The sequence below is a fragment of the Burkholderia sp. MS455 genome, from assembly GCF_016899445.1.
Taxonomy (GTDB): Bacteria; Pseudomonadota; Gammaproteobacteria; order Burkholderiales; family Burkholderiaceae; genus Burkholderia; species Burkholderia pyrrocinia_C.
In genome coordinates this window covers 2,802,560-2,826,809 of sequence record NZ_CP041779.1, presented here as the reverse complement: position 1 = coordinate 2,826,809, position 24,250 = coordinate 2,802,560, and the positions used below count along the sequence as shown (strand labels likewise).

At 65.5% G+C, this 24,250-nt stretch carries 20 protein-coding genes; 7 read left to right on the top strand and 13 right to left on the bottom strand.

Going from position 1 to position 24,250, the window contains the following annotated elements:
• Positions 1-122 precede the first annotated feature (122 nt).
• From FPJ27_RS32130 to FPJ27_RS32110, 5 genes are all read right to left on the bottom strand, one after another.
• Entirely contained in the window at positions 123-1,133 is a 1,011-nt protein-coding gene (locus FPJ27_RS32130; protein ID WP_204424261.1) for a HoxN/HupN/NixA family nickel/cobalt transporter, read from the bottom strand.
• Between the two features lie 162 nt (positions 1,134-1,295).
• Entirely contained in the window at positions 1,296-3,407 is a 2,112-nt protein-coding gene (gene fusA, locus FPJ27_RS32125) for an elongation factor G (RefSeq protein WP_034178833.1), read from the bottom strand.
• A gap of 219 nt (positions 3,408-3,626) precedes the next feature.
• Positions 3,627-4,127 carry a DUF192 domain-containing protein gene (locus FPJ27_RS32120; RefSeq protein WP_034178832.1) on the bottom strand — a complete coding sequence of 167 codons (501 nt, stop codon included), beginning with the start codon at positions 4,125-4,127 and terminating at the stop codon, positions 3,627-3,629.
• Positions 4,128-4,287: 160 nt separating this feature from the next.
• Positions 4,288-4,506, bottom strand: coding sequence for a hypothetical protein (locus FPJ27_RS32115; RefSeq protein WP_072444916.1), 219 nt, complete (start codon positions 4,504-4,506; stop codon positions 4,288-4,290).
• A 279-nt stretch (positions 4,507-4,785) separates the two neighbouring features.
• Positions 4,786-5,364, bottom strand: coding sequence for a pseudouridine synthase (locus tag FPJ27_RS32110; protein WP_034178831.1), 579 nt, complete (start codon positions 5,362-5,364; stop codon positions 4,786-4,788).
• A gap of 276 nt (positions 5,365-5,640) precedes the next feature.
• Between FPJ27_RS32110 and icd the strand changes: the two genes are divergently transcribed.
• Together icd and FPJ27_RS32100 are read left to right on the top strand one after the other, a co-directional pair.
• Positions 5,641-6,897: an NADP-dependent isocitrate dehydrogenase gene (gene icd, locus FPJ27_RS32105; RefSeq protein ID WP_204424258.1), complete on the top strand. Its 1,257-nt coding sequence runs from the start codon at positions 5,641-5,643 to the stop codon at positions 6,895-6,897.
• A gap of 282 nt (positions 6,898-7,179) precedes the next feature.
• Complete coding sequence (locus tag FPJ27_RS32100) at positions 7,180-9,408, top strand: NADP-dependent isocitrate dehydrogenase (protein ID WP_204424256.1); 2,229 nt, start codon at positions 7,180-7,182, stop codon at positions 9,406-9,408.
• A gap of 123 nt (positions 9,409-9,531) precedes the next feature.
• Here the strand turns inward: FPJ27_RS32100 and FPJ27_RS32095 are convergent, their stop codons facing one another.
• Positions 9,532-9,756, bottom strand: a complete 225-nt coding sequence (locus FPJ27_RS32095) for a hypothetical protein (RefSeq protein WP_034178827.1) — start codon at positions 9,754-9,756, stop codon at positions 9,532-9,534.
• Between the two features lie 287 nt (positions 9,757-10,043).
• The gene (locus FPJ27_RS32090; RefSeq protein ID WP_204424254.1) at positions 10,044-10,355 is read right to left on the bottom strand and encodes a hypothetical protein; all 312 of its coding nucleotides are present in this window, start codon (positions 10,353-10,355) and stop codon (positions 10,044-10,046) included.
• A 71-nt stretch (positions 10,356-10,426) separates the two neighbouring features.
• On the opposite strand from FPJ27_RS32090, the gene FPJ27_RS32085 reads away from it, so the two are divergent.
• A complete protein-coding gene (locus FPJ27_RS32085) occupies positions 10,427-12,025 on the top strand; it encodes a multicopper oxidase family protein (RefSeq protein ID WP_204424251.1) in 1,599 nt (532 codons plus the stop codon).
• A gap of 182 nt (positions 12,026-12,207) precedes the next feature.
• Here the strand turns inward: FPJ27_RS32085 and FPJ27_RS32080 are convergent, their stop codons facing one another.
• Complete coding sequence (locus tag FPJ27_RS32080; RefSeq protein WP_006478030.1) at positions 12,208-12,411, bottom strand: cold-shock protein; 204 nt, start codon at positions 12,409-12,411, stop codon at positions 12,208-12,210.
• A gap of 544 nt (positions 12,412-12,955) precedes the next feature.
• On the opposite strand from FPJ27_RS32080, the gene clpS reads away from it, so the two are divergent.
• The 4 genes from clpS (at position 12,956) to FPJ27_RS32060 (ending at position 17,976) form a co-directional block, all read left to right on the top strand.
• The gene (gene clpS / locus FPJ27_RS32075) at positions 12,956-13,270 is read left to right on the top strand and encodes an ATP-dependent Clp protease adapter ClpS (protein WP_006398529.1); all 315 of its coding nucleotides are present in this window, start codon (positions 12,956-12,958) and stop codon (positions 13,268-13,270) included.
• Positions 13,267-15,567: an ATP-dependent Clp protease ATP-binding subunit ClpA gene (gene clpA / locus FPJ27_RS32070; protein ID WP_072444902.1), complete on the top strand. Its 2,301-nt coding sequence runs from the start codon at positions 13,267-13,269 to the stop codon at positions 15,565-15,567. The genes clpS and clpA overlap by 4 nt, the downstream gene beginning before the upstream one ends.
• Before the next feature lie 103 nt (positions 15,568-15,670).
• Complete coding sequence (locus FPJ27_RS32065; RefSeq protein WP_072444900.1) at positions 15,671-17,050, top strand: amino acid permease; 1,380 nt, start codon at positions 15,671-15,673, stop codon at positions 17,048-17,050.
• Positions 17,051-17,205: 155 nt separating this feature from the next.
• Positions 17,206-17,976, top strand: coding sequence for a hypothetical protein (locus FPJ27_RS32060; protein ID WP_204424249.1), 771 nt, complete (start codon positions 17,206-17,208; stop codon positions 17,974-17,976).
• A gap of 50 nt (positions 17,977-18,026) precedes the next feature.
• On the opposite strand, the gene dut is transcribed toward FPJ27_RS32060, so the two are convergent.
• The 5 genes from dut to FPJ27_RS32035 form a co-directional block, all read right to left on the bottom strand.
• Positions 18,027-18,473 carry a dUTP diphosphatase gene (dut, locus tag FPJ27_RS32055; RefSeq protein ID WP_021160741.1) on the bottom strand — a complete coding sequence of 149 codons (447 nt, stop codon included), beginning with the start codon at positions 18,471-18,473 and terminating at the stop codon, positions 18,027-18,029.
• A 54-nt stretch (positions 18,474-18,527) separates the two neighbouring features.
• Positions 18,528-19,739, bottom strand: coding sequence for a bifunctional phosphopantothenoylcysteine decarboxylase/phosphopantothenate--cysteine ligase CoaBC (gene coaBC, locus FPJ27_RS32050; protein WP_204424246.1), 1,212 nt, complete (start codon positions 19,737-19,739; stop codon positions 18,528-18,530).
• A gap of 67 nt (positions 19,740-19,806) precedes the next feature.
• Positions 19,807-20,307: a signal peptidase II gene (lspA, locus tag FPJ27_RS32045; RefSeq protein WP_034178821.1), complete on the bottom strand. Its 501-nt coding sequence runs from the start codon at positions 20,305-20,307 to the stop codon at positions 19,807-19,809.
• A 2-nt stretch (positions 20,308-20,309) separates the two neighbouring features.
• Positions 20,310-23,147 carry an isoleucine--tRNA ligase gene (ileS, locus tag FPJ27_RS32040; protein WP_204424238.1) on the bottom strand — a complete coding sequence of 946 codons (2,838 nt, stop codon included), beginning with the start codon at positions 23,145-23,147 and terminating at the stop codon, positions 20,310-20,312.
• Between the two features lie 101 nt (positions 23,148-23,248).
• Entirely contained in the window at positions 23,249-24,241 is a 993-nt protein-coding gene (locus FPJ27_RS32035) for a bifunctional riboflavin kinase/FAD synthetase (RefSeq protein ID WP_204424236.1), read from the bottom strand.
• Positions 24,242-24,250: the final 9 nt, after the last annotated feature.

Genomic DNA, 24,250 nt, shown 5'->3' with positions numbered 1-24,250 from the left:
ATCTGCGAGATTCGTGCCAGCGGCCGCTTACGCCCGTGGCGCAAGGCGCGCGCATGCATGCGACGGCGCATGCAACGTCGTTGCGGGAGTTTTGTATCCGAAATGAAACGTCTGAACGATGCTCAGCGCGCCGGCGCGTCGGCCGCGCGCTGCCAGCGGTGGAACAGGATCGATGCGATCCAGCAGACGAGGAACAGCGCGACGATGCCGTAGCCGATCGAGCCGAAGCGTTCGCCGAGCGCATCGAGCGCGTCGCGCACGGGGCCCGTCAGCGACAGCTTGTCGGCGAGCAGGCCGGCCGCCTCGATCCCGCCGATCGCAAGCGCGACGGCCGCCGACACGAACGTGATGCTCGCGTTGTAGAGCAGCTTGCGCTGCGGATCGTCCATCGCCCAGCCGTACGCATGAATCATCAGCACGTTGTCGGTCGAGTCGATCAGCGTCATGCCGGCGGTGAACAAGGCGGGAAACAGCATGACCGTATAGACCGGCAACCCCTGGCTCGCCTGTGCGGCGGCAATCGCGAGCAGGCCGATTTCGGTTGCAGTATCGAAACCTAGCCCGAACAGCACGCCGACCGGATACATGTGCCAGCTCTTCGACACGAACCGGAACAGCGGGCGCAGCAGCCGCGACACGAGTCCGGCCGGGCGGTGCACGTGCGGGGCGCCGTGCGCGTGCTCCGGCGCGCCGCGATAACGCCGCCACACGTCGCGCAGGATCATCAGGTTCACGCACGCGAGCACGAGCAGGAAGGTGGCCGATACCGCCGTGCCGATCGTGCCGCCGATCTCGCGAAACGCGTCGAACCTGTCGCGCAGCGCGAACGCGGTCAGCGCGATGCCGAGCGTCGCGGCGATCACGATCGTCGAATGGCCGAGCGAGAAGAACAGCCCGACGCTCACCGGACGCTGGCCGTCCTGCATCAGCTTGCGCGTCGCGACGTCGATCGCGGCGATGTGATCGGCGTCGACCGCATGACGCAACCCGAGCCCGTACGCGATCGCCGCGGTGCCGAGCAGCAACGGATGGTCGCGCAGCACCGCGAGCGCCCACAGCCAGACGGCGACGTTCGCGGCGATCAGGCCGGCATAGAGGGTCAGCAGGCGGCGCAGGGCTGCGGTGGGCGGCATCGGGACGGTTCCATCGGACGAATCGCATTGCATTGTGGCATGCGAGAAAAACGCGTGGCGGGCCGATCAAAAAGCCGCGAGCGGTGCGCATCGGAAAAAAAGCCCGTCCGGCGCAACCGGACGGGCTTTGCACGATGCGGCAGGGCGCAAGCGCCCGGCGCGTTACTTCGTCTTCGCGTTGATCACGCCTTCCGATACGTTGGCCGGCGTTTCCGCGTAGTGCTTGAACTCCATCGAGTACGTCGCGCGGCCCTGCGTGGCCGAACGCAGCGATGTCGAATAGCCGAACATCTCCGCGAGCGGCACTTCGGCGCGCACGAGCTTGCCGCCGCCGCCCGCGATGTCCTCCATCCCCTGCACGATGCCGCGCCGGCTCGACAGGTCGCCCATCACGTTGCCCATGAAGTCCTCGGGCGTCTCGACCTCGACGGCCATCATCGGCTCGAGCAGCACGGGCTTCGCGCGGCGCATCGCTTCCTTGAACGCCATCGAGCCGGCCATCCGGAACGCGTTTTCGTTCGAGTCGACGTCGTGGTACGAGCCGAACGTCAGGTGCACCTTCACGTCGACGACCGGGTAGCCCGCGAGCACGCCGCTCTTCAGCGTTTCGGTGATGCCCTTGTCGACGGCCGGGATGAATTCGCGCGGAATCACGCCGCCCTTGATCTCGTCGAGGAACTCGTAGCCCTTGCCCGGGTTCGGCTCGAGCGTGATCACCGCATGGCCGTACTGGCCGCGGCCGCCCGACTGCTTGACGAACTTGCCCTCGACGTCGGACGCGGTCGTGCGCACCGTCTCGCGATACGCGACCTGCGGCTTGCCGACCGTCGCTTCGACGCCGAACTCGCGCTTCATCCGGTCGACCAGGATTTCGAGGTGCAGCTCGCCCATCCCCGAAATGATCGTCTGGCCGGACTCTTCGTCCGTCTGCACGCGGAACGACGGGTCTTCCTGCGCGAGGCGGTTCAGCGCGAGGCCCATCTTTTCCTGGTCGGCCTTCGTCTTCGGCTCGACGGCCTGCGAGATCACCGGCTCCGGGAATTCCATCTTCTCGAGGATGATCGGCTTGGTCGGATCGCACAGCGTGTCGCCCGTCGTCGCTTCCTTCAGGCCGACGGCCGCCGCGATGTCGCCCGCGCGCACTTCCTTGATCTCCTTGCGTTCGTTCGCGTGCATCTGCAGGATCCGGCCGAGCCGTTCCTTCTTGTCCTTCGTCGCGTTGAGCACCGTGTCGCCGGATTCGACGACGCCCGAATACACGCGGAAGAAGATCAGCTGGCCGACGAACGGGTCGGTCATGATCTTGAACGCGAGCGACGAGAACGGCTCATCGTCGCTCGGATGACGTTCCGCCGGCTTTTCCGGATCGGCGAAGTCGTGGCCGAGGATCGCAGGCACGTCGACCGGCGACGGCAGGTAGTCGATCACCGCGTCGAGCATCGCCTGCACGCCCTTGTTCTTGAACGCGCTGCCGCACAGCATCGGCACGATCTCGTTCGCGATCGTGCGCTTGCGCAGCGCGGCCTTGATCTCGTCCTCGGTCAGCGATTCATGGTCGTGCAGGTACTTCTCGAGCAGTTCCTCGCTCGCTTCCGCCGCGGCCTCGACCATCTTCTCGCGCCATTCGTGCGCGAGCTCGACGAGATTCGCGGGGATCTCCTCGTACGAGAACTTCACGCCCTGGCTTTCGTCGTCCCAGACGATCGCCTTCATCTTCACGAGATCGACGACGCCCTGGAAATGATCTTCCGCGCCGACCGGAATCTGGATCGGCACGGCGACGCCCTTCAGGCGCTCGCCGATCTGCCGCTGCACGCGGAAGAAATCGGCGCCGACGCGGTCCATCTTGTTGACGAACGCGATGCGCGGCACCTTGTACTTGTTCGCCTGGCGCCACACGGTTTCGGACTGCGGCTGCACGCCGCCGACCGAGTCGTAGACCATGCACGCGCCGTCGAGCACGCGCATCGAGCGTTCGACCTCGATCGTGAAGTCGACGTGGCCCGGGGTATCGATGATGTTGATCCGGTGTTCCGGATAGTTGCCGGCCATGCCTTTCCAGAAGGCCGTGGTCGCCGCCGACGTGATCGTGATGCCGCGTTCCTGCTCCTGCTCCATCCAGTCCATCGTGGCCGCGCCGTCGTGCACTTCACCGATCTTGTGGCTCACGCCGGTATAAAACAGGATGCGCTCGGTCGTCGTGGTCTTGCCGGCATCGATGTGAGCGCTGATCCCGATATTGCGATAGCGCTCGATGGGGGTTTTGCGGGGCACGTGAACCTCCTGGTGGTTCGGATCGTAAGCGGGCAGGCTGGGCCGGCCCGGGTTTGGAACAAGCGAGACTTAAAGCATAGCGCTTGCGCGTGGCTTTTGCAGATGCGGCCAGCGCCGGCGGAATCAAGCCGGGCAGCGTCGGCCGCCGGCGAAAAAAAAGCCGGCGCGCAACGGGCAGCCGGCTTCGGTCGGGGCACGGCGCGAGGCCGCGGACCGCCGTTACTGGGCCTTCGGCAGGCCTTCGAGCTTCATGCCGGGCTTGATGCCCTTCGCGGCGAACCAGCCCTTGCTCATTTCGAGCGCATAGACGCCGTTGTTGCGCGGGCAGTGGTTGTCGGTCGTCTCTGCCTTCATCTCGTCGATGTCGGTGATCGTGCCGTCCGCGCGGATGAACGCGATCGACAGCGGGATCAGCGTGTTCTTCATCCAGAAGCAGTGCACGGCATTCTCGTTGAACACGAACAGCATGCCTTCGTTCGGCGCGAGCTGCGAACGGTACATCAGCCCCTGTTCGCGGTCGGCGTCGTTTGCGGCGACGGCCGCGTCGATCACGTACATGCCGGCGCGCAGCTTCACGTGCGGGAACTCGCTCGGCTGCTTGGCGCCGGGCGGCATCTGCGCGCTGGCGGCCTGCATGCCGAGCGCGAGGACGGCGAGCGCGGCGGGAAACACGGCGGCGCGCGCAAGGCGGCCGAGCGACGAGCGCAGGGAGAATTGCACAGCAAGGCTCCTATCTGGAAAACGAGACCCGCATGGTACGCGATGCGCGCCGGCGGGCACAAAAAAGAAAAAGGCAGATCGCCTTGCGGTGATCTGCCTTTCAACGCCGTAAGAACGGCAAGACTGCGTGTTCTTGACTGCGTTATTACAACTTGCTTGCTTAGTTCGAAGCAGCTGCCGGGGCTTCGGCTTCGCTAGCTGCCTTCTTCGCAGCGTGGTGCTTCTTCGCTGCGTGGTGCTTCTTGTGCGTTGCCTTCTTAGCCGGTGCCGAAGCAGCTTCTGCCGGAGCAGCAGCAGCCGGAGCGGCCGGAGCCGAAGCTTGTGCGAAAGCAGCCGTTGCGAAGAGACCAGCGACCAGAGCGGCGATCAGTTTGTTCATGTTGTGTTCCTCAGCTTTAGTTAATTAACCAAATGACCCGGCATAGGAGTCATGACGTCTAACGGTGCCATCCACCTTTCGGTTGACAGACGCTTCGAGAAATTTCTCATTGCGCTGCGGGCGCCGAATCGTATTCGAAAAAGACGTCGCTTTCGTGACGCAAACACGTTCGGCTGCCGATACCGGATAGCTCAGAGTGGCATCTGCGTGGTTTAACGCGCGATCTTTGCAGGTGGTTGACGAAACAGACGACGAAAAAAATCGTGCGTCCCGAATCCGTTATCCGGCGGGCGCGAAACCGTCCCACGGCGCGCGCGGCGGCAGTGCGATTGTTTCGCCCGGTGCAATGCCGAGCGCGAATATATCCAGCGCGCCGATGCCGACGCGCACCAGACGCAACGTCGGGAAGCCGACGGCCGCCGTCATCCGGCGCACCTGCCGATTCTTGCCTTCGGTGATCGCGAGCTCGATCCACGTGGTCGGGATCGCGGCACGATAGCGGATCGGCGGATTGCGCGGCCACAGCGCGTCGGGTGGCTCGATGAATTCGGCGCGGCATGGGCGCGTCACGTAGTCGCCAAGATCGACGCCGCGCGCGAGCGCCTTCAGGTCGGCGGGGCCGGGCGCACCTTCGACCTGCGCCCAGTAGCGCTTGACGAGCTTGTGGCGCGGCTCCGCGATGCGCGCCTGCAGTGCGCCGTCGTCGGTGAGCAGCAGCAAACCCTCGCTGTCCGCGTCGAGCCGGCCGGCTGCATAGACACCGGGCGTTTTTACCCAGTCGCCTAGCGACGGCCGCGTCTCGTGCGCGGAAAACTGGCAAATCGTGCCGAACGGCTTGTTGAGGGCGATCAGGTTCATGGCGGGGCGCCCGCCCGGCGGGCCGCAGCAAGCGGGCAGGGCGGTCTATGGCAAATGGCGGAATCTTAATGCATAATACGGAACGGCAAGTCCTCTGTCTTATATAAGACATAAGTGAGGTCTTGATACGCAGTGCCGCGCTTCATGCCGAAGTGCCCGGTTGGGGCGCTAGAATAGCGGCTCGCTGTTGCCGTCACGGGGTGGCCATGCCGCGCCCCCGTCGCGCGCGCAGCTTCGACCAGCATCACCTGCTCAGCCACGTCACTGGAGTCGATCATGCCGTATCAGCACATCAAGGTTCCGGAAGGCGGTGACAAGATCACCGTCAACAAGGACTTCTCGCTCAACGTTTCCGATCAGCCGATCATTCCCTATATCGAAGGCGACGGTACGGGCTTCGATATCACGCCGGTCATGATCAAGGTCGTCGATGCGGCGGTCGCGCATGCCTACAAGGGCAAGCGCAAGATCCACTGGATGGAGATTTTCGCGGGCGAGAAGGCGACGAAGGTGTACGGTCCGGACGTGTGGCTCCCGGACGAAACGCTGCAGGTGCTGAAGGAATACGTGGTGTCGATCAAGGGGCCGCTCACGACCCCGGTCGGCGGCGGCATCCGCTCGCTGAACGTCGCGCTGCGCCAGGAACTCGACCTGTACGTGTGCCTGCGCCCGGTCCAGTACTTCAAGGGCGTGCCGTCGCCGGTGCGCGAGCCGCAAAAGATCGACATGGTGATCTTCCGCGAGAACTCGGAAGACATCTACGCGGGCATCGAATGGGCCGCGGGTTCCGAGCAGGCGAAGAAGGTGATCAAGTTCCTGCAGGACGAGATGGGGGTGAAGAAGATCCGCTTCCCGGAAACCTCGGGGATCGGCGTCAAGCCCGTGTCGACCGAAGGCACCGAGCGCCTCGCGCGCAAGGCGATCCAGTACGCGATCGACAACGATCGCAAGTCGGTCACGCTGGTGCACAAGGGCAACATCATGAAGTTCACGGAAGGCCTGTTCCGTGACGCCGGCTACGCGCTGGCGCAGAAGGAGTTCGGCGGCGAGCTGATCGACGGCGGCCCGTGGATGCGCGTGAAGAACCCGAAGACGGGCAACGAGATCGTGATCAAGGATTCGATCGCCGACGCGTTCCTGCAGCAGATCCTGCTGCGTCCGGCCGAATACGACGTGATCGCGACGCTGAACCTGAACGGCGACTACATCTCCGACGCGCTGGCCGCGCAGGTCGGCGGCATCGGGATCGCGCCGGGCGCGAACCTGTCGGATTCGGTCGCGATGTTCGAGGCGACGCACGGTACCGCGCCGAAGTACGCGGGCAAGGATTACGTGAACCCGGGTTCCGAGATCCTGTCGGCGGAAATGATGCTGCGCCATCTCGGCTGGACGGAAGCGGCCGACACGATCATCGCGTCGATGGAGAAGTCGATCCTGCAGAAGCGCGTCACGTACGACTTCGCGCGCCTGATGGAAGGCGCGACGCAGGTGTCGTGCTCGGGCTTCGGCGAAGTGCTGATCGAGAACATGTAAGTCCCCTTCCGGGGTGGGCCGGAGCGTTTCCGGCCGCCCCGGCGCCTACTGCCGGCGCCGGGGCGTTTCGTGGATGGCAGGTTTGTTGGCAGGGCGGTCCGGCATGCGGGCCGCGGCGCCGCGATGCGGCCCGGATGCCCTGCAAGGTAGAACATGACGGCCCTCGCAATACCACCGCCCGGCTGAGCCGGCGCGGCCCCATTCGCGACCGATCCGGTCGCCCCTCCGCCGGTTATCGCCGGCGATCTTCAGTTCCAATATTCACGTAGCAACGCATCGACCATGTCCACTTCGCCCAAGATCATCTATACCCTCACCGACGAAGCGCCCGCGCTCGCGACCTATTCGCTGCTGCCGATCGTCAAGGCCTTCACGCGTTCGTCCGGCGTCGCCGTCGAAACGCGCGACATCTCGCTCGCCGGCCGCATCGTCGCGGCATTCGCAGACATCCTGCCGCCGGAGCAGAAGGGTTCCGACGATCTGGCGGAGCTGGGCCAGCTCACGCTGAAGCCGGAAGCGAACATCATCAAGCTGCCGAACATCAGCGCGTCGGTGCCGCAGCTCAAGGCCGCGATCGCCGAACTGCAGGCGCAGGGCTACAAGCTGCCGGCTTATCCGGAAGACCCGTCGACCGACGAGGAAAAGGCCGTCAAGGCCCGCTACGACAAGATCAAGGGCAGCGCGGTGAACCCGGTGCTGCGCGAAGGCAACTCCGACCGCCGCGCGCCGCTGTCGGTCAAGAACTACGCCCGCAAGCATCCGCACAAGATGGGTGCGTGGCAGGCCACGTCGAAGGCGCACGTCGCGCACATGAGCGAAGGCGACTTCTACGGCAGCGAGAAGTCGGCGCTGATCGCCGATGCCGGCAGCGTGAAGATCGAACTCACGACGACCGACGGCGCGAGGAAGGTGCTGAAGGAAAAGACGGCCGTGAAGGCCGGTGAAGTCATCGACGCATCGGTGATGAGCCGCAACGCGCTGCGCAGCTTCATCGAAGCGCAGATCGCCGATGCGAAGGCGCAGGGCGTGCTGTTCTCGGTGCACCTGAAGGCGACCATGATGAAGGTCTCCGATCCGATCCTGTTCGGCCATTTCGTGTCGGTGTTCTACCGCGACGCGCTCGCGAAGCACGCGGACGTGCTGGCGCAGGTCGGTTTCAACCCGAACAACGGGATCGGCGATCTGTACGCGCGCCTGAAGGACCTGCCGGCCGACACGCGCGAAGCGATCGAAGCCGACGTCAAGGCCGAATACGCGGTGCGCCCGCGCCTCGCGATGGTCAACTCGGACAAGGGCATCACGAACCTGCACGTGCCGAGCGACGTGATCGTCGACGCGTCGATGCCGGCGATGATCCGCGAGTCGGGCTGCATGTGGGGCCCGGACGGCGAGCTGTACGACGCGAAGGCCGTGATCCCGGACCGCTGCTACGCGGGCGTCTACCAGGCCGTGATCGAGGACTGCAAGCAGCACGGCGCATTCGATCCGGTCACGATGGGCAGCGTGCCGAACGTCGGCCTGATGGCGCAGGCGGCCGAAGAATACGGTTCGCACGACAAGACGTTCCAGATTCCTTCGGACGGCGTCGTGCGCGTCACCGATGAAGCCGGCAACGTGCTGCTCGAGCATGCGGTCGAGTCGGGCGACATCTGGCGCATGTGCCAGACGAAGGACGCGCCGGTGCAGGACTGGGTCAAGCTCGCGGTGAACCGCGCCCGCGCGACCGGCGTACCGGCCGTGTTCTGGCTCGATCCGGCGCGCGCGCACGATGCGCAGATCATCGCGAAGGTCGAACGCTACCTGAAGGATCACGACACGAACGGCCTCGACATCCGCATCATGACGCCGGAAGACGCAACCCGCTTCTCGCTCGAGCGTATCCGCGCGGGCAAGGACACGATCTCGGTCACCGGCAATGTGCTGCGCGACTACCTGACCGACCTGTTCCCGATCATGGAGCTCGGCACCAGCGCGAAGATGCTGTCGATCGTGCCGCTGATGGCCGGTGGCGGGATGTTCGAGACGGGTGCGGGCGGTTCCGCGCCGAAGCACGTGCAGCAGTTCGTCGAGGAAGGCTTCCTGCGCTGGGATTCGCTCGGCGAATTCCTCGCGCTGGCAGCGTCGCTCGAACACCTCGGCCACGCGTACCAGAACCCGAAGGCGGTCGTGCTCGCGAAGACGCTCGACCAGGCGACCGGCAAGTTCCTGGACGAGAACAAGTCGCCGGCGCGCAAGGTCGGCGGCCTCGACAACCGCGGCAGCCACTTCTACCTGTGCCTGTACTGGGCGCAGGCGCTCGCCGAGCAGACCGAGGACGCCGCGCTGAAGGCGCAGTTCGAAGGCGTGGCGAAGGCGCTGTCCGGCAGCGAAGCGCGCATCCTGGAAGAACTGGCGGCCGCGCAGGGCAAGCCGCAGGCCATCGGCGGCTACTACCGTCCGAACGTCGATCTGACGAGCCAGGCGATGCGCCCGAGCGCGACGCTGAACGGCATCGTCGACGCGGTCGCCTGACGCCGGCCGCGCAATCGCGCGGGCCAGCGCGGGAGTCGGCGCGGCGGGTTTCACCGTCCGCCGCTCCACGCAAAAGAAAAAACGCCCCGGACGCCGGGGCGTTTTTCGTTGCAGGCTTGCCATTCAGACGTGAACGATTTCCCACTCGGCGATTTCGTGCGGTACTTCGAGCGTCGCCGTGTCCATGTCGGACAGTTGCGGGCAGTCGCCGCGGGAGATGTGGTCGGCTGCCACTTCGGGGCACGAGAACGCGCCGAGCAGGGCGTTGCCGAACGTCGCTTCCCAGCCGCCGTTACCCGGCAGGATGTAGAACGACCCGAGCGCTGAACCAAAGCGAAATCCCTTCATTTCCGTTCTCCCTTTCTGATCACATGCGATTCTGTTGTGCCGCCTGCCGGCTCGGCCGGCCATGGCCCGACTGGCTGCTTGTGCCGGGTTCCGTATCGAACGTCGTGGCGAAGCGTCAGTGCATGGAACAAAGTCTACGTCCGCGACCCGGTCGGATGGCGCGTGTAGAACGGCTTCTCGAAACAAAAAATCCCGTTTAAAAACATTGCGTTATTTCTGTCGTTTTGTATTGCGGAACGTTTTTTGGCATCGCGAAACAGGAAATTTGTGCCCTGCACCAAGAATTTTTACAACGCAGAGACTTGTTCCGCATCGTGAAATATTTGCGGTTTCGCGGGGGATGACGCGGCGAGCGGCAATGCAGGGACGAACGGCAGGCGCCAAGCGGTGGCCAGGAGTCCGTAATCGGAGCGGATGAGTGGCGGAGGCGGTCGCCGGTGAACCGGCGTACAGCGCTGCTCGATGATGCCGGCCGATGCGTATCGAATTCGGTGCGGCAGCGCCGCGCGCTGCCGCGTATTGTCGCCCGACCGGCGGCGGCGCGTTTCGATCGGGCTCGCGGTTATGATGACGCGGGCATCAGGTTTCGCGTCGCGCATCGGCATTCGAGCCGGCCGGCGCGGGCGTCGCGGCTGCCGCGCGACGCAGCATGGATAACGAGGAACGATTGATGATACGGAGAACCTTCTTGTCGCGCGCCATCGGTGTCGCGGCCGCGTCGCTGTTCGCGCGCACCGCGTGGGCGCAGCATGCCGGTCATGAGGGCATGGCCGGCATGGATTCGATGGACGACATGCCCGGCATGTCAGGGATGTCGGGTCACGCGCAGCACGTCAAGCCCGCGCCGGCCGCGCTCGCGGCCGCCGACGCGCTGCCGGCCGGCGCGCCGCTCGCGACGTTGCGCACGCTCGCGAACGAAAGCCGCGAGCCCGGCACGTTCCGGGCCACGCTGGTGGCGCAGCCCGTTGCGCGGCCGATGCTGCACGGTGCGCGGCCGACCACCTTCTGGCAGTTCGGCGCGGGCACGCAGGGCCCCGTCGTCGGCCCGCTGATCGACGTGCGCGAGGGCGACACGGTCGAGATCCGGTTCGTGAACAAACTGCCGCAGCCGTCGACGATCCACTGGCACGGGCTGCCCGTGCCGCCGGACCAGGACGGCAATCCGTCCGATCCGGTCGCGCCCGGCGCGTCGCGCGTGTACCGCTTCACGTTGCCGAAGGGCAGCGCCGGTACCTACTGGTACCACCCGCATCCGCACATGATGACGGCCGAGCAGGTGTATCGCGGGCTGGCCGGCCCGTTCGTCGTGCGCGCCGCGGACGACCCGCTCGCCGGCTGGCCCGAGCGCAACCTGTTCGTGTCGGACCTGAAGCTTGCGCGCGACGGCACGATTGCACCGAACGACATGATGGACTGGATGAACGGCCGTGAAGGTCAGTTCGTGCTGGTCAACGGCGCACGCCGACCGCGGATCGACGTCGCCGGCGACGAGCGTTGGCGGGTATGGAATGCGTGCAGCGCGCGCTACCTGCGCGTCGCGTTCGACGACGGTCGTGCGTTCGAGCACGCGGGCACCGACGGCGGGCTGTTCGACGCACCGCGCCGCGTGACGTCGCTGCTGATTGCGCCGGGCGAGCGCGCGGAGTTGCTGGTGCGCGCCGGCGATCGTGCGTCGCGCGCGGTGCTGCAGGCGGCCGAATACGACCGGCGCAAGATGGCGATGTCGCACGACGACGGCCACGGCAGCCTGCCGCCCGATCCGGCGCTGGCGCTGGCCGATGTCGCGTTTGCGCCCGCCGAGGCGCGCGCGCTGCCCGCCGTGCTGCGCGCGGTGCCGCTGCTGGGCGAACCGGTTGCGCACAAGACGGTCGAGTTCGGCGAAGAAATGGACATGGACGCGATGATGAAGGGCGCGGCGCACGGCCGCCCGGCGGGCATGCGCTTCACGATCAACGGCGAAACCTACGCGCCGCACCGCGCGACGCTGACGAGCCGTCGCGGCGACGTCGAGCGGTGGGAGATTCGCAATACCACCGACATGGATCACCCGTTCCACCTGCACGGCACGCAGTTTCAGGTGACCGAGCGCGCGTCGGGCGGCTCGCGCTCGAGCGAACCATTGCGCGCATGGCGCGATACCGTGAATGTGCGCAGCGGCGAAACCGTGACGATTCTCGTCACGCAAGACATGCCCGGCGAGCGCATGTTTCATTGCCACATTCTCGAACACGAGGATCTCGGCATGATGGGCACGCTGAAGGTCGTGTAACGAAACGGTGAATATGTTTCACATGCCGGATAGGTATTCGATCTGCATGCGTGACAAGACAATGCATGTTCAATTATCGGGATTGAACGAAAAGGCCGGTCAATCGATTATCGATGGGCCGGCCTGAAAAAAAAGAAACCCGGCGCAATGCGCCGGGTTTCTTCGTCCGATATCCGATGCCTTTATGCGGCCTGGATGTTCGACGCTTGCTTGCCCTTCGGTCCTTGAACGACGTCAAAGCTCACCTTCTGGCCTTCCTTCAGCGTCTTGAAGCCATTCATGGTGATAGCCGAGAAGTGCGCAAACAGATCCTCACCGCCCTCGTCGGGAGTGATGAAACCGAAGCCCTTCGCGTCGTTGAACCACTTAACGATACCAGTTGCCATACCTACTTCCCCTGTCACACAGTCGCTGCTACTTACCACGAGCACGCTCGAAAAGCTAAACGACCGGAAAATGCAGCCGTTCCCCCCTCACAAGCTCACCTCGGCCTCTTTCATTTCACCAACCGGCGATTTGAAAAAAGTGCCAGCTTGATTGTTGGCGCTCTTTATTGGAGTGTCAAGAGGAATTTTTAGACGTATGGAGGGCCGTTGTAAAGAACCCATTTTCAGGGTTTTTCCGGCTTTGCTTCGCAGCATGCGGCCAAGCGCGAGGACTTGAAAAGCCGCATAATCGGCTCATATACCAGGCTCGAGTGACACGCGTTCGAGTCGTCCCGGCTTGTGGGATACTGGATGCGGATACGACGTTCCGGTGCGGTTCCCCCTGACGGTTCGTGTTCCGCGCCACGCGTGAAAGCCGGCACCGCAGCCGGCTTTCGTATGGCACGAAGAAGATCGCGTGTTCCGGGATACCGGGGAGGGCGCCGGCCGGTCGGTCGGGTAATGGCAGGATTGCGGGCCTGTCCGAGTTGTTTAGAATGGGTGTATGGCGATTATCCCGGACAAGCAGGACAGTACCGTCCTGGAACGCAAGCAGCAGAAGCTCAAGCCGCCTTCGATGTACAAGGTGGTGCTGCTGAACGACGACTTCACGCCGATGGAATTCGTCGTGATGGTCGTCCAGGAGTATTTCAAGAAGGATCGCGAGACGGCCACGCAGATCATGCTGAAGGTCCATCGCGAAGGGCGAGGGGTTTGTGGGGTCTATACGCGGGACATCGCGTCGACCAAGGTTGAGCAAGTCGTTACCCATGCGCGGCAGGCCGGGCATCCGCTGCAGTGCGTGATGGAGGAAGCATGATTGCCCAGGAATTGGAAGTCAGCCTGCACATGGCGTTCATGGAAGCACGCCAGGCGCGCCATGAGTTCATTACGGTCGAGCATCTGCTGCTGGCCCTGCTGGATAATCCGACGGCAGCCGAGGTGTTGCGCGCGTGCGCGGCAAACATCGAGGATCTGCGTCAGAACCTGCGCAATTTCATCCACGACAACACGCCTACCGTCCCGGGCACCGACGACGTCGATACGCAACCGACGCTCGGTTTCCAGCGCGTGATCCAGCGCGCGATCATGCACGTGCAGTCGACGTCGAACGGCAAGAAGGAAGTGACCGGCGCGAACGTGCTGGTCGCGATCTTCGGCGAGAAGGATTCGCACGCGGTGTACTACCTGCAGCAGCAGGGCGTCACGCGCCTCGACGTCGTGAACTTCATTTCGCACGGCATCGCGAAGACGAACAACGGCGAGGCCGCGAAGTCGACCGATGCGAACGCGGAAAGCGAAGACGCGAATGCGCAGAAGGAAACGCCGCTCGCGCAGTTCACGCAGAACCTGAACCAGATGGCGAAGGACGGCCGCATCGATCCGCTGATCGGGCGCGAGCCCGAGGTCGAGCGCGTCGTGCAGGTGCTGTGCCGCCGCCGCAAGAACAATCCGCTGCTCGTCGGCGAGGCCGGCGTCGGCAAGACCGCGATCGCGGAAGGGCTCGCCTATCGCATCACGCGCGGCGAAGTGCCCGACATCCTCGCGAATGCGCAGGTCTATTCGCTCGACATGGGCGCGTTGCTCGCGGGAACCAAGTATCGCGGCGATTTCGAGCAGCGCCTGAAGACGGTGCTGAAGGAACTGAAGGAGCGCCCGCACGCGATCCTGTTCATCGACGAAATCCATACGCTGATCGGCGCGGGCGCCGCGTCGGGCGGCACGCTCGATGCGTCGAACCTGCTGAAGCCGGCGCTGTCGTCGGGCACGCTCAAGTGCATCGGCGCGACCACGTTCACCGAGTATCGCGGCATCTTCGAGAAGGATGCGGCGCTGTCGCGGCGCTTCCAGAAGGTCGACGTGAGCGAGCCGACCGTCGAGCAGACGGTCGCGATCCTGCGCGGGCTGAAGTCGCGCTTCGAGGAGCATCACGGCGTCAAGTATTCGTCGGGTGCGCTGTCGGCCGCGGCCGAACTGTCGGCGCGCTTCATCACCGACCGTCACCTGCCGGACAAGGCGATCGACGTGATCGACGAAGCGGGCGCCGCGCAGCGCATCCTGCCGAAGTCGAAGCAGAAGAAGACGATCGGCAAGAGCGAGATCGAGGAAATCATCTCGAAGATCGCGCGCGTGCCGCCGCAGAGCGTGTCGCAGGACGACCGGAGCAAGCTGCAGACGCTCGATCGCGACCTGAAGAGCGTCGTGTTCGGCCAGGATCCGGCGATCGACGCGCTGGCGGCATCGATCAAGATGGCGCGCGCGGGCCTCGGCAAGATGGACAAGCCGATCGGTGCGTTCCTGTTCTCCGGCCCGACGGGCGTCGGCAAGACCGAAGTGGCGCGCCAGCTCGCGTTCACGCTCGGCATCGAGCTGATCCGTTTCGACATGTCGGAGTATATGGAGCGTCATGCGGTGAGCCGCCTGATCGGCGCGCCGCCGGGCTATGTCGGGTTCGACCAGGGCGGGCTGCTGACCGAAGCCGTCACGAAGAAGCCGCATTGCGTGCTGCTGCTCGACGAAATCGAGAAGGCGCATCCGGACATCTACAACGTGCTGCTGCAGGTGATGGACCACGGCACGCTGACGGACAACAATGGCCGCAAGGCGGATTTCCGCAACGTCATCATCATCATGACGACGAACGCGGGCGCCGAGTCGATGCAGAAGGCGACGATCGGCTTCACGACGCGCCGCGAAACGGGCGACGAGATGACCGACATCAAGCGCCTGTTCACGCCGGAGTTCCGCAACCGCCTGGATTCGATCATCAGCTTCCGCTCGCTCGATGAGGAAATCATCATGCGCGTGGTCGACAAGTTCCTGATCCAGCTCGAGGAACAGCTGCACGAGAAGAAGGTCGACGCGCTCTTCACCGACGCATTGCGCAAGCATCTCGCGAAGCACGGCTTCGACCCGCTGATGGGCGCGCGGCCGATGCAGCGGCTGATCCAGGACACGATCCGTCGCGCGCTCGCCGACGAGCTGCTGTTCGGCAAGCTCGTCAACGGCGGTCACGTGACCGTCGACGTCGACGAAAGCGACAAGGTGCAGTTGTCGTTCGACAAGCTGGCGAATCCGCCGCACAAGCCGAACGAAGAGACGGTCGAAGTCGAGTAAGCGATAATTCGTTGTTCATGCGAACGGCGCGGGAAGTTCTCCGCGCCGTTTCGTTTTATCCGGCGCCGGCGGCGCAATGGTGGTGCAGGGGAGTGGTAACGCAGTGACACAACAACAACGATCGTTCGACAGCATCGTCGCGCGCGAACAAGGGTTGCGCCACGCGCTGACGTCGGGGCAAATGGCGATGATCGCGATCGGCGGCGCGATCGGCACGGGGCTGTTCCTCGGCAGCGGGTTCGCGATCGGGCTCGCCGGCCCGAGCGTGCTGGTGTCTTATGCGATCGGCGCGCTGATCGCGCTGCTGCTGATGGGCGCGCTCGCTGAAATGACCGTCGCGCATCCGACGGCCGGCTCGTTCGGCGCGTATGCCGAACACTACGTCGGCCCGCTCGCGGGCTTTCTGGTGCGTTATGCGTACTGGTTCGCGGTCGTGTTCGCGATCGGCACCGAGATCAGTGCGATCGCCGTGTTCATGAAGTACTGGTTCCCGGCCGTGCCCGGCTGGTACTGGGTGATCGGCTTCTCCGCGCTGCTGATCGCCGTGAACCTCGCGAGCGTCACGCTGTACGGCTCGGTCGAGTATGCATTCTCGCTGCTGAAGATCGCGGCGATCGTCGTGTTCATCGTGCTCGGCGCGTACCTCGTGTGGTCGGCGCCGGCCGCATCGGGTATCGGTTTCGCGAACTACACCGCGCACGACGGCTTCATGCCGAAGGGGCCGTGGGGCACCTGGGTCGCGGTGATCGTCGCGATCTTCAGCTACATGAGCATCGAGGCCGTCGCGATCGCGGCGGGCGAAGCGCGCGATCCGCAGCACGCGGTCACGCGCGCGTTTCGCTCGACGGTGTTCCGGCTCGTGCTGTTCTACCTGCTGACGCTGTCGCTGATGCTCGCGATCGTGCCGTGGACGCAGGCCGGCACCGACGAAAGCCCGTTCGTGAAGGTGATGGCCGCGACGCACGTACCGTACGCGGCGGGCGTGATCAACTTCGTGCTGCTGATCGCGGCGCTGTCGGCGATGAACAGCCAGCTCTACGTGACGACGCGGATGATGTTCAGCCTGTCGCGCGCACGGCTCGCCCCCGCGGTATTCGGCCGGCTCGGCACGAACGGCGTGCCGCGTGCGGCGCTGTGGATCTCGACGAGCGGCGTCGCGGTGGCAGCCGTGCTGGTCGCGCTGGCGCCCGACACGGCGTTCACCGTGATGATGGCGATCGCGATGTTCGGCGCGCTGTTCACATGGCTGATGATCTTCGTCACGCACCTGCGCTTCCGTTTGCGGTATCGCGGCCCCGCGCTCGCGTTCCGGATGTGGGGTCACCCGTTCGGCAGCCTGCTCGGCGCGGGACTCGTCGCGGCGATCCTGTTCACGACCGCGTTCACGCGCGAATTCCGGATGACGATGGTGGTCGGCGTCGTGTTCGTCGTGCTGCTGACGCTCGCGTATGCGCTGCACTACCGGCACCAGCACGCACGCTGACGGCGCCGACGCGGTCACGACGACCGCGCCCGCAGGCCATCCCGTTCTTCACATTCGCTAAGGTTCCGTTAAGCCGACGGCGGCTACATTCGATCCTGTCTGCAACGCGGGCCGGCACGCGCCGGCTCGCCGCTTTCCTGCAAAAAGGGGTTCGAATGAACAAACTTCCCGAAATCACGCTTGCGTTCTGGATCATGAAGATCTGCGCGACGACGCTCGGCGAAACTGGCGGCGATTTGCTGTCGATGACGCTGAACGTCGGTTATGCGGTGAGTTCTATCCTGCTGTTCGGCTTCTTTCTCGTGACGCTGGGCGCGCAGCTCAAGACGACGCGCTATCGCCCGGCGGTCTACTGGGCCGTGATCGTCGCGACGAGCACGGCCGGCACGACGATGTCCGACTTCATGGATCGCACGCTCGGCCTCGGTTATGCGGCCGGCTCGTCGATCCTCGTCGCGATCCTGCTGGCGATCTTCGCGGTCTGGCGGCTCAGCGGCGAATCGCTGTCGGTCGACCTGATCCGCACGCGCAAGGTCGAACTGCTGTACTGGATCGCGATCCTGTTCTCGAACACGCTCGGCACCGCGCTCGGTGATTTCCTCGCGGACAGCTCGGGCCTCGGCTTCGGCGGCGGCGCGCTGCTGATCGGCGGGTTGCTTGCGGTGATCGTGCTCGCGCACTATTTCACGCGGATTTCCGGCGTGCTGCTGTTCTGGGCCGCGTTCGTGCTCACGCGCCCGTTCGGTGCGACGGTCGGCGACCTGCTGACGAAGCCGGTCGCGAAGGGCGGGCTCGCGCTCGGTACGGTCGGCTCGTCGATCGTGCTGCTCGGCGTGCTGGTCGCGATGGTGATCTATGCGGGCGTCGCGCAGACGCGGCGGCGCGAACCGGTACCCGCGCGGATCGCGCAGCCGGCCGGCGAATGACGGCGAACGAAAAAAAGGGCCTCGCGGCCCTTTTTTTTGCGTTGCGTCGTTCAGTGACGGCCGGTGCTGCCGAAGCCGCCTTCGCCGCGATCGCTTTCAGCGAAGTCGTCGACGATGTTGAACTGTGCCTGCACGACCGGCACGATCACGAGCTGTGCGAGCCGTTCGAACGGGTTCAGCACGAACTCGGTCTGGCCGCGGTTCCACGTCGAGACCATCAACTGGCCCTGGTAGTCGGAGTCGATCAGGCCGACGAGGTTGCCGAGCACGATCCCGTGCTTGTGGCCGAGGCCCGAGCGCGGCAGGATCAGCGCGGCATAGCCGGGGTCGGCGAGGTGGATCGCGAGGCCGGTCGGCACGAGCGTCGTTTCGCCCGGCTGCAGCGTGACCGGCGCGTCGAGGCACGCGCGCAGGTCGAGGCCCGCGCTGCCGGTGGTCGCGTAGGCGGGCAGGTAGTCGCGCATGCGCGCGTCGAGAATCTTCAGGTCGAGTTTCATGCGGTCGTCGAAGCGGTCGGGAAGGGCGCGGCGGCGAGGGCCGCCGCGCGGGGATCAGATCAGGTGGTTGTCGGGCAGGCGCTTCGCGATTTCCGCGACGAGCGCATGCGCGAGTTCGTCCTTCGGCGCGCGCGGCAGGCGCGTGAGGCCGGCGGCTTCGAACAGCACGACTTCGTTGTCGTCGCGGCCGAACGTCAGCGGGCCGAGGTTGCCGACCAGCAGCGGCACGTTCTTGCGCTTGCGCTTCTCGTCGCCGTGCACGTCGAGGTCGCCGCTTTCGGCCGCGAACCCGACGCAGAACGGCGGATCGGGCAGCGCCGCGACCGACGCGAGGATGTCGGGGTTCTCGACGAACGCGAGCGCCGGCATCTTGCGGTCGGCCGTCTTCTTTATCTTGTGCTCGGCAGGCTGGTCGACGCGCCAGTCGGCGACCGCGGCCACCGCGATGAAGATGTCGGCATCGGCAACCGCTTGCATCACCGCGTCGTACATCTGCTGTGCGGTCTGCACGTCCTGGCGGGTCACGCCCCACGGCGTGTCGAGCGCGACCGGCCCCGCGACGAGATGCACGTCGGCGCCGGCCTGCTGCGCGGCGCGCGCGAGCGCGAAGCCCATCTTGCCGCTCGAGCGGTTCGTGAGGCCGCGCACCGGGTCGAGCGGTTCGAACGTCGGGCCGGCCGTGATCAGCACGCGCCGGTGCGCGAGCACCTTCGGCGCGAAGTGCGCGACGATCGCTTCATAGATCGCGTCGGGTTCGAGCATGCGGCCGTCGCCGACTTCGCCGCACGCCTGCGCGCCAGAATCCGGGCCGAGCACCGACACGCCGTCCGCGCGCAGCTGCGCGACGTTGCGCTGCGTGGCCGGGTTTTGCCACATCTGGCGGTTCATCGCGGGAACGACGAGCAGCGGACAATCGCGCGCGACGCACAGCGTCGACAGCAGGTCGTCCGCGAACCCGTGCGCGAGCTTCGCGAGGAAATCCGTCGACGCGGGCGCGATCACGATCGCGTCGGCTTCGCGCGACAGGTCGATGTGCGCCATGTTGTTGTCGATGCGCGCGTCCCACTGGCTCGTGTAGACGGGCCGGCCCGACAGCGCCTGCATCGTGACGGGCGTGATGAACTGCGTGGCGGCTTCGGTCATCGCGACCTGCACGGTCGCGCCGGCCTTCGTGAGCAGCCGCGTGAGCTCGGCGATCTTGTAGCAGGCGATGCCGCCCGTCAGGCCGAGAACGAGGTGTTTTCCTGCGAGTTCTGCGTGTGCCAACTCAGGCCTCCAAGGGTCAAACGGGACGGCCGGCGCGAGGCCGGCCGTCGACGCCGAGTATGCGCGCTTAGCGCGAGCCGCGCACGCGACGCAGTTCGTCGTAGATCAGCAGCACCGCGCCGACCGTGATCGCGGAATCGGCGAGGTTGAACGCCGGGAAGTGCCAGGCGCCGAGGTGGAAATCGAGGAAGTCGATCACGTGACCGTAGACGAGCCGGTCGATCACGTTGCCGAGTGCGCCGCCGAGGATCAGCGCGAGCGACAGGCTGAACAGCCGCTGGTGGCCGTGGCGCTTCAGCAGGAAGCAGATCACGAGCGTCGCGCCGATCCCGAGCGCGGTGAACGCCCAGCGCTGCCAGCCGCCTGCGGTCGACAGGAAGCCGAACGCGGCGCCGCGGTTGTACACCAGCACGAGGTTGAAGAACGACGTCAGCGCATGCTGCGCGCCGTACGCGAACGTTTTCAGGATCGCGATCTTCGACAGTTGATCGAACAGGATCACGATCAGCGAAATGCCGAGCCAGGGCGCAAGCGCGCCGCTGGCCGGTTTCGACAGGGTTTTCGCCATAGTCAAGCAGCGCTCCGGATTTCGCCGTTTTCAAAGAGGTTCGAGAAGCAGCGGCCGCACAGCGTCGGATGATCGGCGTGCGCGCCGACATCTTCGCGGTAGTGCCAGCAGCGTTCGCACTTCTGGTACTTCGACGCGGCCACGTCGACGCTTTCCTGCGCTTCGTCGTCGACCTTGACGACCGTCGCGGCCGACGTGATCAGCACGAACTTCAGGTCTTCGCCGAGGCTCGTGAGCGCGTCGTGGCGCGCGCCGCTCGCGTGCACGGTCACTTCGGCCTGCAGCGACGAACCGATGCGGTTCGCGGTGCGCGCTTCCTCGAGCGCCTTCGTCACGTTGCCGCGGACGTCGCGCAGCAGCGCCCACTTCTCGATCAGCGCGGCCGAGCCGGCGACTTCCGGATACGCGTAGTAGGTTTCCGTGAAGATCGTGTCGCTGGCCGGCTGGAACACCTTCCATGCTTCTTCCGCCGTGAACGACAGGAACGGCGCGAGCACGCGCAGCAGGCCGTGCGTCAGGTGGTACAGCGCCGTCTGCGCGGAGCGGCGTGCGCGCGAATCGGCCGCGCTCGTGTACAGGCGGTCCTTCAGCACGTCGAGGTAGAAGCCGCCGAGATCTTCCGAGCAGTACGTCTGCAGCTTCGCGACGACCGGGTGGAATTCGTACTTCTCGTAATGCCCGAGCAGTTCCGTCTGCAGTTGCGCCGAGAACGCGACCGCATAGCGGTCGATCTCGAGCCATTCGCCGACCGGCACCGCGTGCTGCGCGTAGTCGAAGTCCGACAGGTTCGCGAGCAGGAAGCGCAGCGTGTTGCGGATGCGGCGATAGCCTTCGGTCACGCGCTTCAGGATTTCCTCGGAGATCGCGAGCTCGCCCGAATAGTCGGTCGACGCGATCCACAGGCGGATGATTTCCGCGCCGAGGCGGTTCGCGACTTCATGCGGGTCGACGCCGTTGCCGAGCGACTTGCTCATCTTGCGGCCTTCGCCGTCGACCGTGAAGCCGTGCGTGAGCAGGCCCTTGTACGGTGCGCGGCCGTCGATCATCGACGCGGTCAGCAGCGACGAGTGGAACCAGCCGCGATGCTGGTCCGAGCCTTCGAGGTACAGGTCGGCCGGGAACTGCAGTTGATCCTTGTGCGAGCCGCGCAGCACGTGCCAGTGCGTCGTGCCCGAGTCGAACCACACGTCGAGCGTGTCGCGGTTCTTTTCGTACAGGTTCGCGTCGTCGCCGATCAGCTCGCGCGGATCGAGCGTCTGCCACGCCTCGATGCCCGACTGCTCGACGCGCTTCGCGACTTCCTCGAGCAGTTCGAGCGTGCGCGGGTGCAGCTCGCCGGTTTCCTTGTGAACGAAGAACGCCATCGGCACGCCCCACTGGCGCTGGCGCGACAGCGTCCAGTCGGGACGGTTTGCGATCATGCTGAACAGGCGCTGCTTGCCCCACGACGGGTAGAACGCGGTCGCGTCGACGCCTTCGAGCGCCGTTTCGCGCAGCGTCTTGCCGCCGGCGCGCGGCGTGACGTCCATGCCGGCGAACCACTGCGACGTCGCGCGATAGATGATCGGCGTCTTGTGGCGCCAGCAGTGCATGTAGCTGTGCGTGTACTTCTCGCTGCGCAGCAGCGAGCCGGCCGCGTTCAGCGCGTCGACGATCTTCGGGTTCGCATCCCAGATCGACAGGCCGCCGAATAGCGGCAGCGATTCGATATAGCGGCCGTCGCCCATCACCGGGTTGATGAAGTCCGAATCGGTCATCCCGTGCGCCTTGCAGGACATGAAGTCCTCGATGCCGTACGCGGGCGACGAGTGCACGACGCCGGTGCCCGTGTCGGTCGTCACGTAGTCGCCGAGGTAGACGGGCGCGGTGCGCTTGTAGCCGGGGTGGGCCGGTGCGAGCGGGTGGTGGAAGCGCAGGTTCGCGAGCTTCACGCCCGGCGCGGTCGCGACGACGCGGCCCGTCAGCTTGAATTCCTCCATGCATGCGGCGACGCGTTCTTCCGCGATGATCAGCAGCCCGCGCTCGGTGTCGACCAGCGCGTAGACGATTTCCGGATGGAGGTTCAGCGCCTGGTTCGCGGGAATCGTCCACGGCGTGGTGGTCCAGATCACGATGCCGCCTTCGGCGCGCGGCAGTGCCGGCAGGCCGAACGCCTGCGCGGTCTTTTCCGGTTCCGCGAACGCGAACATCACGTCGATCGTCGGATCGGTGCGGTCCTTGTACTCGACTTCCGCTTCGGCGAGCGCCGAGCCGCAGTCGAAGCACCAGTTCACCGGCTTCAGCCCGCGATACACATAACCCTTCTCGATGATCTTGCCGAGCGCGCGGATCTCTTCCGCCTCGTTGACGAAGTTCATCGTCTTGTACGGGTTGGCCCAGTCGCCGAGCACGCCGAGGCGCTTGAAGCCGACCTTCTGCTTCTCGATCTGCTCGGTCGCGTATGCGCGCGCCTTGCTCATCACTTCGGCCGCCGGCAGCGACTTGCCGAACTGCTTCTCGATCTGGATCTCGATCGGCATCCCGTGGCAATCCCAGCCCGGCACGTACGGCGCGTCGAAGCCGGCCATGTTGCGCGACTTGACGACGATGTCCTTCAGGATCTTGTTGACGGCGTGGCCGAGGTGGATGTCGCCGTTCGCATACGGCGGGCCGTCGTGCAGGATGAACTTCGGCCGGCCCTTGCTGGCCGCGCGGATCTTGTCGTAGATGCCGCGCTCTTCCCATTCCTTGACCCATTGCGGCTCGCGCTTGGGCAGGTCGCCGCGCATCGGGAACGGCGTGTCGAGCAGGTTGACCGGATACTTGGCCTGCGGTTTCGAATCGGCTTTCTTGTTGCTCATGATGGGATCGCTATCAAATCGGGGGACGCTCGTGCGTCGTGAATCGGGTATGCGCGCGACTGTGCGGCGCGTGGGTGCGGCGCGGGGCGCCGCCGTCCGGATCAGCTAATTCGGTCGGTTGCCGACGTCGAGAAGCCCGTTGCGCGGCTGCCCGGCGCACGATCGCGCTCGACGAAATACGCGCGCGCATTCGCGACGTCCAGTGCGATCGCGCGCGACAGCGCCTCGAGATCGTCGAATTTCGCTTCGTCGCGCAGCTTCTTCAGGAATTCGACTCGGATGAGCTTGCCGTACGCATCGCCGTGCCAGTCGAGCAGATGGACTTCGAGCAGCACGCGGCCCGAATCGTCGACGGTCGGACGCAGGCCGAGGCTCGCGACGCCCGGCAGCGGGTCGGGGCCGAGGCCGTGCACCTGCACGACGAAGATGCCTGCGAGCGCCGGCCGCTTGTGCGCAATAGGCAAGTTCAGCGTCGGGAAGCCGAGGTCGCGGCCGAGCTTCAGCCCGTGCGCGACGTGGCCGCTGATCGCATAACCGTGGCCGAGCGCCCGCGCGGCCGCGTCGAGATCGCCGGCCGCGAGCGCGGCGCGCACGCCCGAGCTCGAGATGCGCGTGCCGTCGCTGCCGGCCACCGTGCCCATCTGCTCGACTTCGAAGCCGTATTGCTCGCCGGCCGCCTTCAGCGTGTCGAAGGTGCCCGCGCGCTTCGCGCCGTAGCAGAAATCGTCGCCGACCATCATCCAGCGCGTGTGCAGCCCGTTCACCAGCGTGCGCTCGACGAACGCCTGCGGCGACTGGCTCGCGAACGTGTGATTGAAGTGCTCGACGACCACGCGGTCGACGCCGTGCTCGCGCAGCGCCTCGAGCTTGTCGCGCAGCATCGCGATGCGCGGCGGCGCGCCGGCCGGGTTGAAGAATTCGCGCGGGTGCGGCTCGAAAGTCATCACGCACACGGGCAGGCCGCGCGCGTCCGCTGCCGCGCGCACGCGCGCGAGCAGGGCCTGGTGGCCGCGATGGACACCGTCGAAGTTGCCGATCGTCAGCGCGCACGGGGCGCGGCTCTCGGCGTTGGGCAGGCCGCGGAAGACTTTCACGATAGCGGA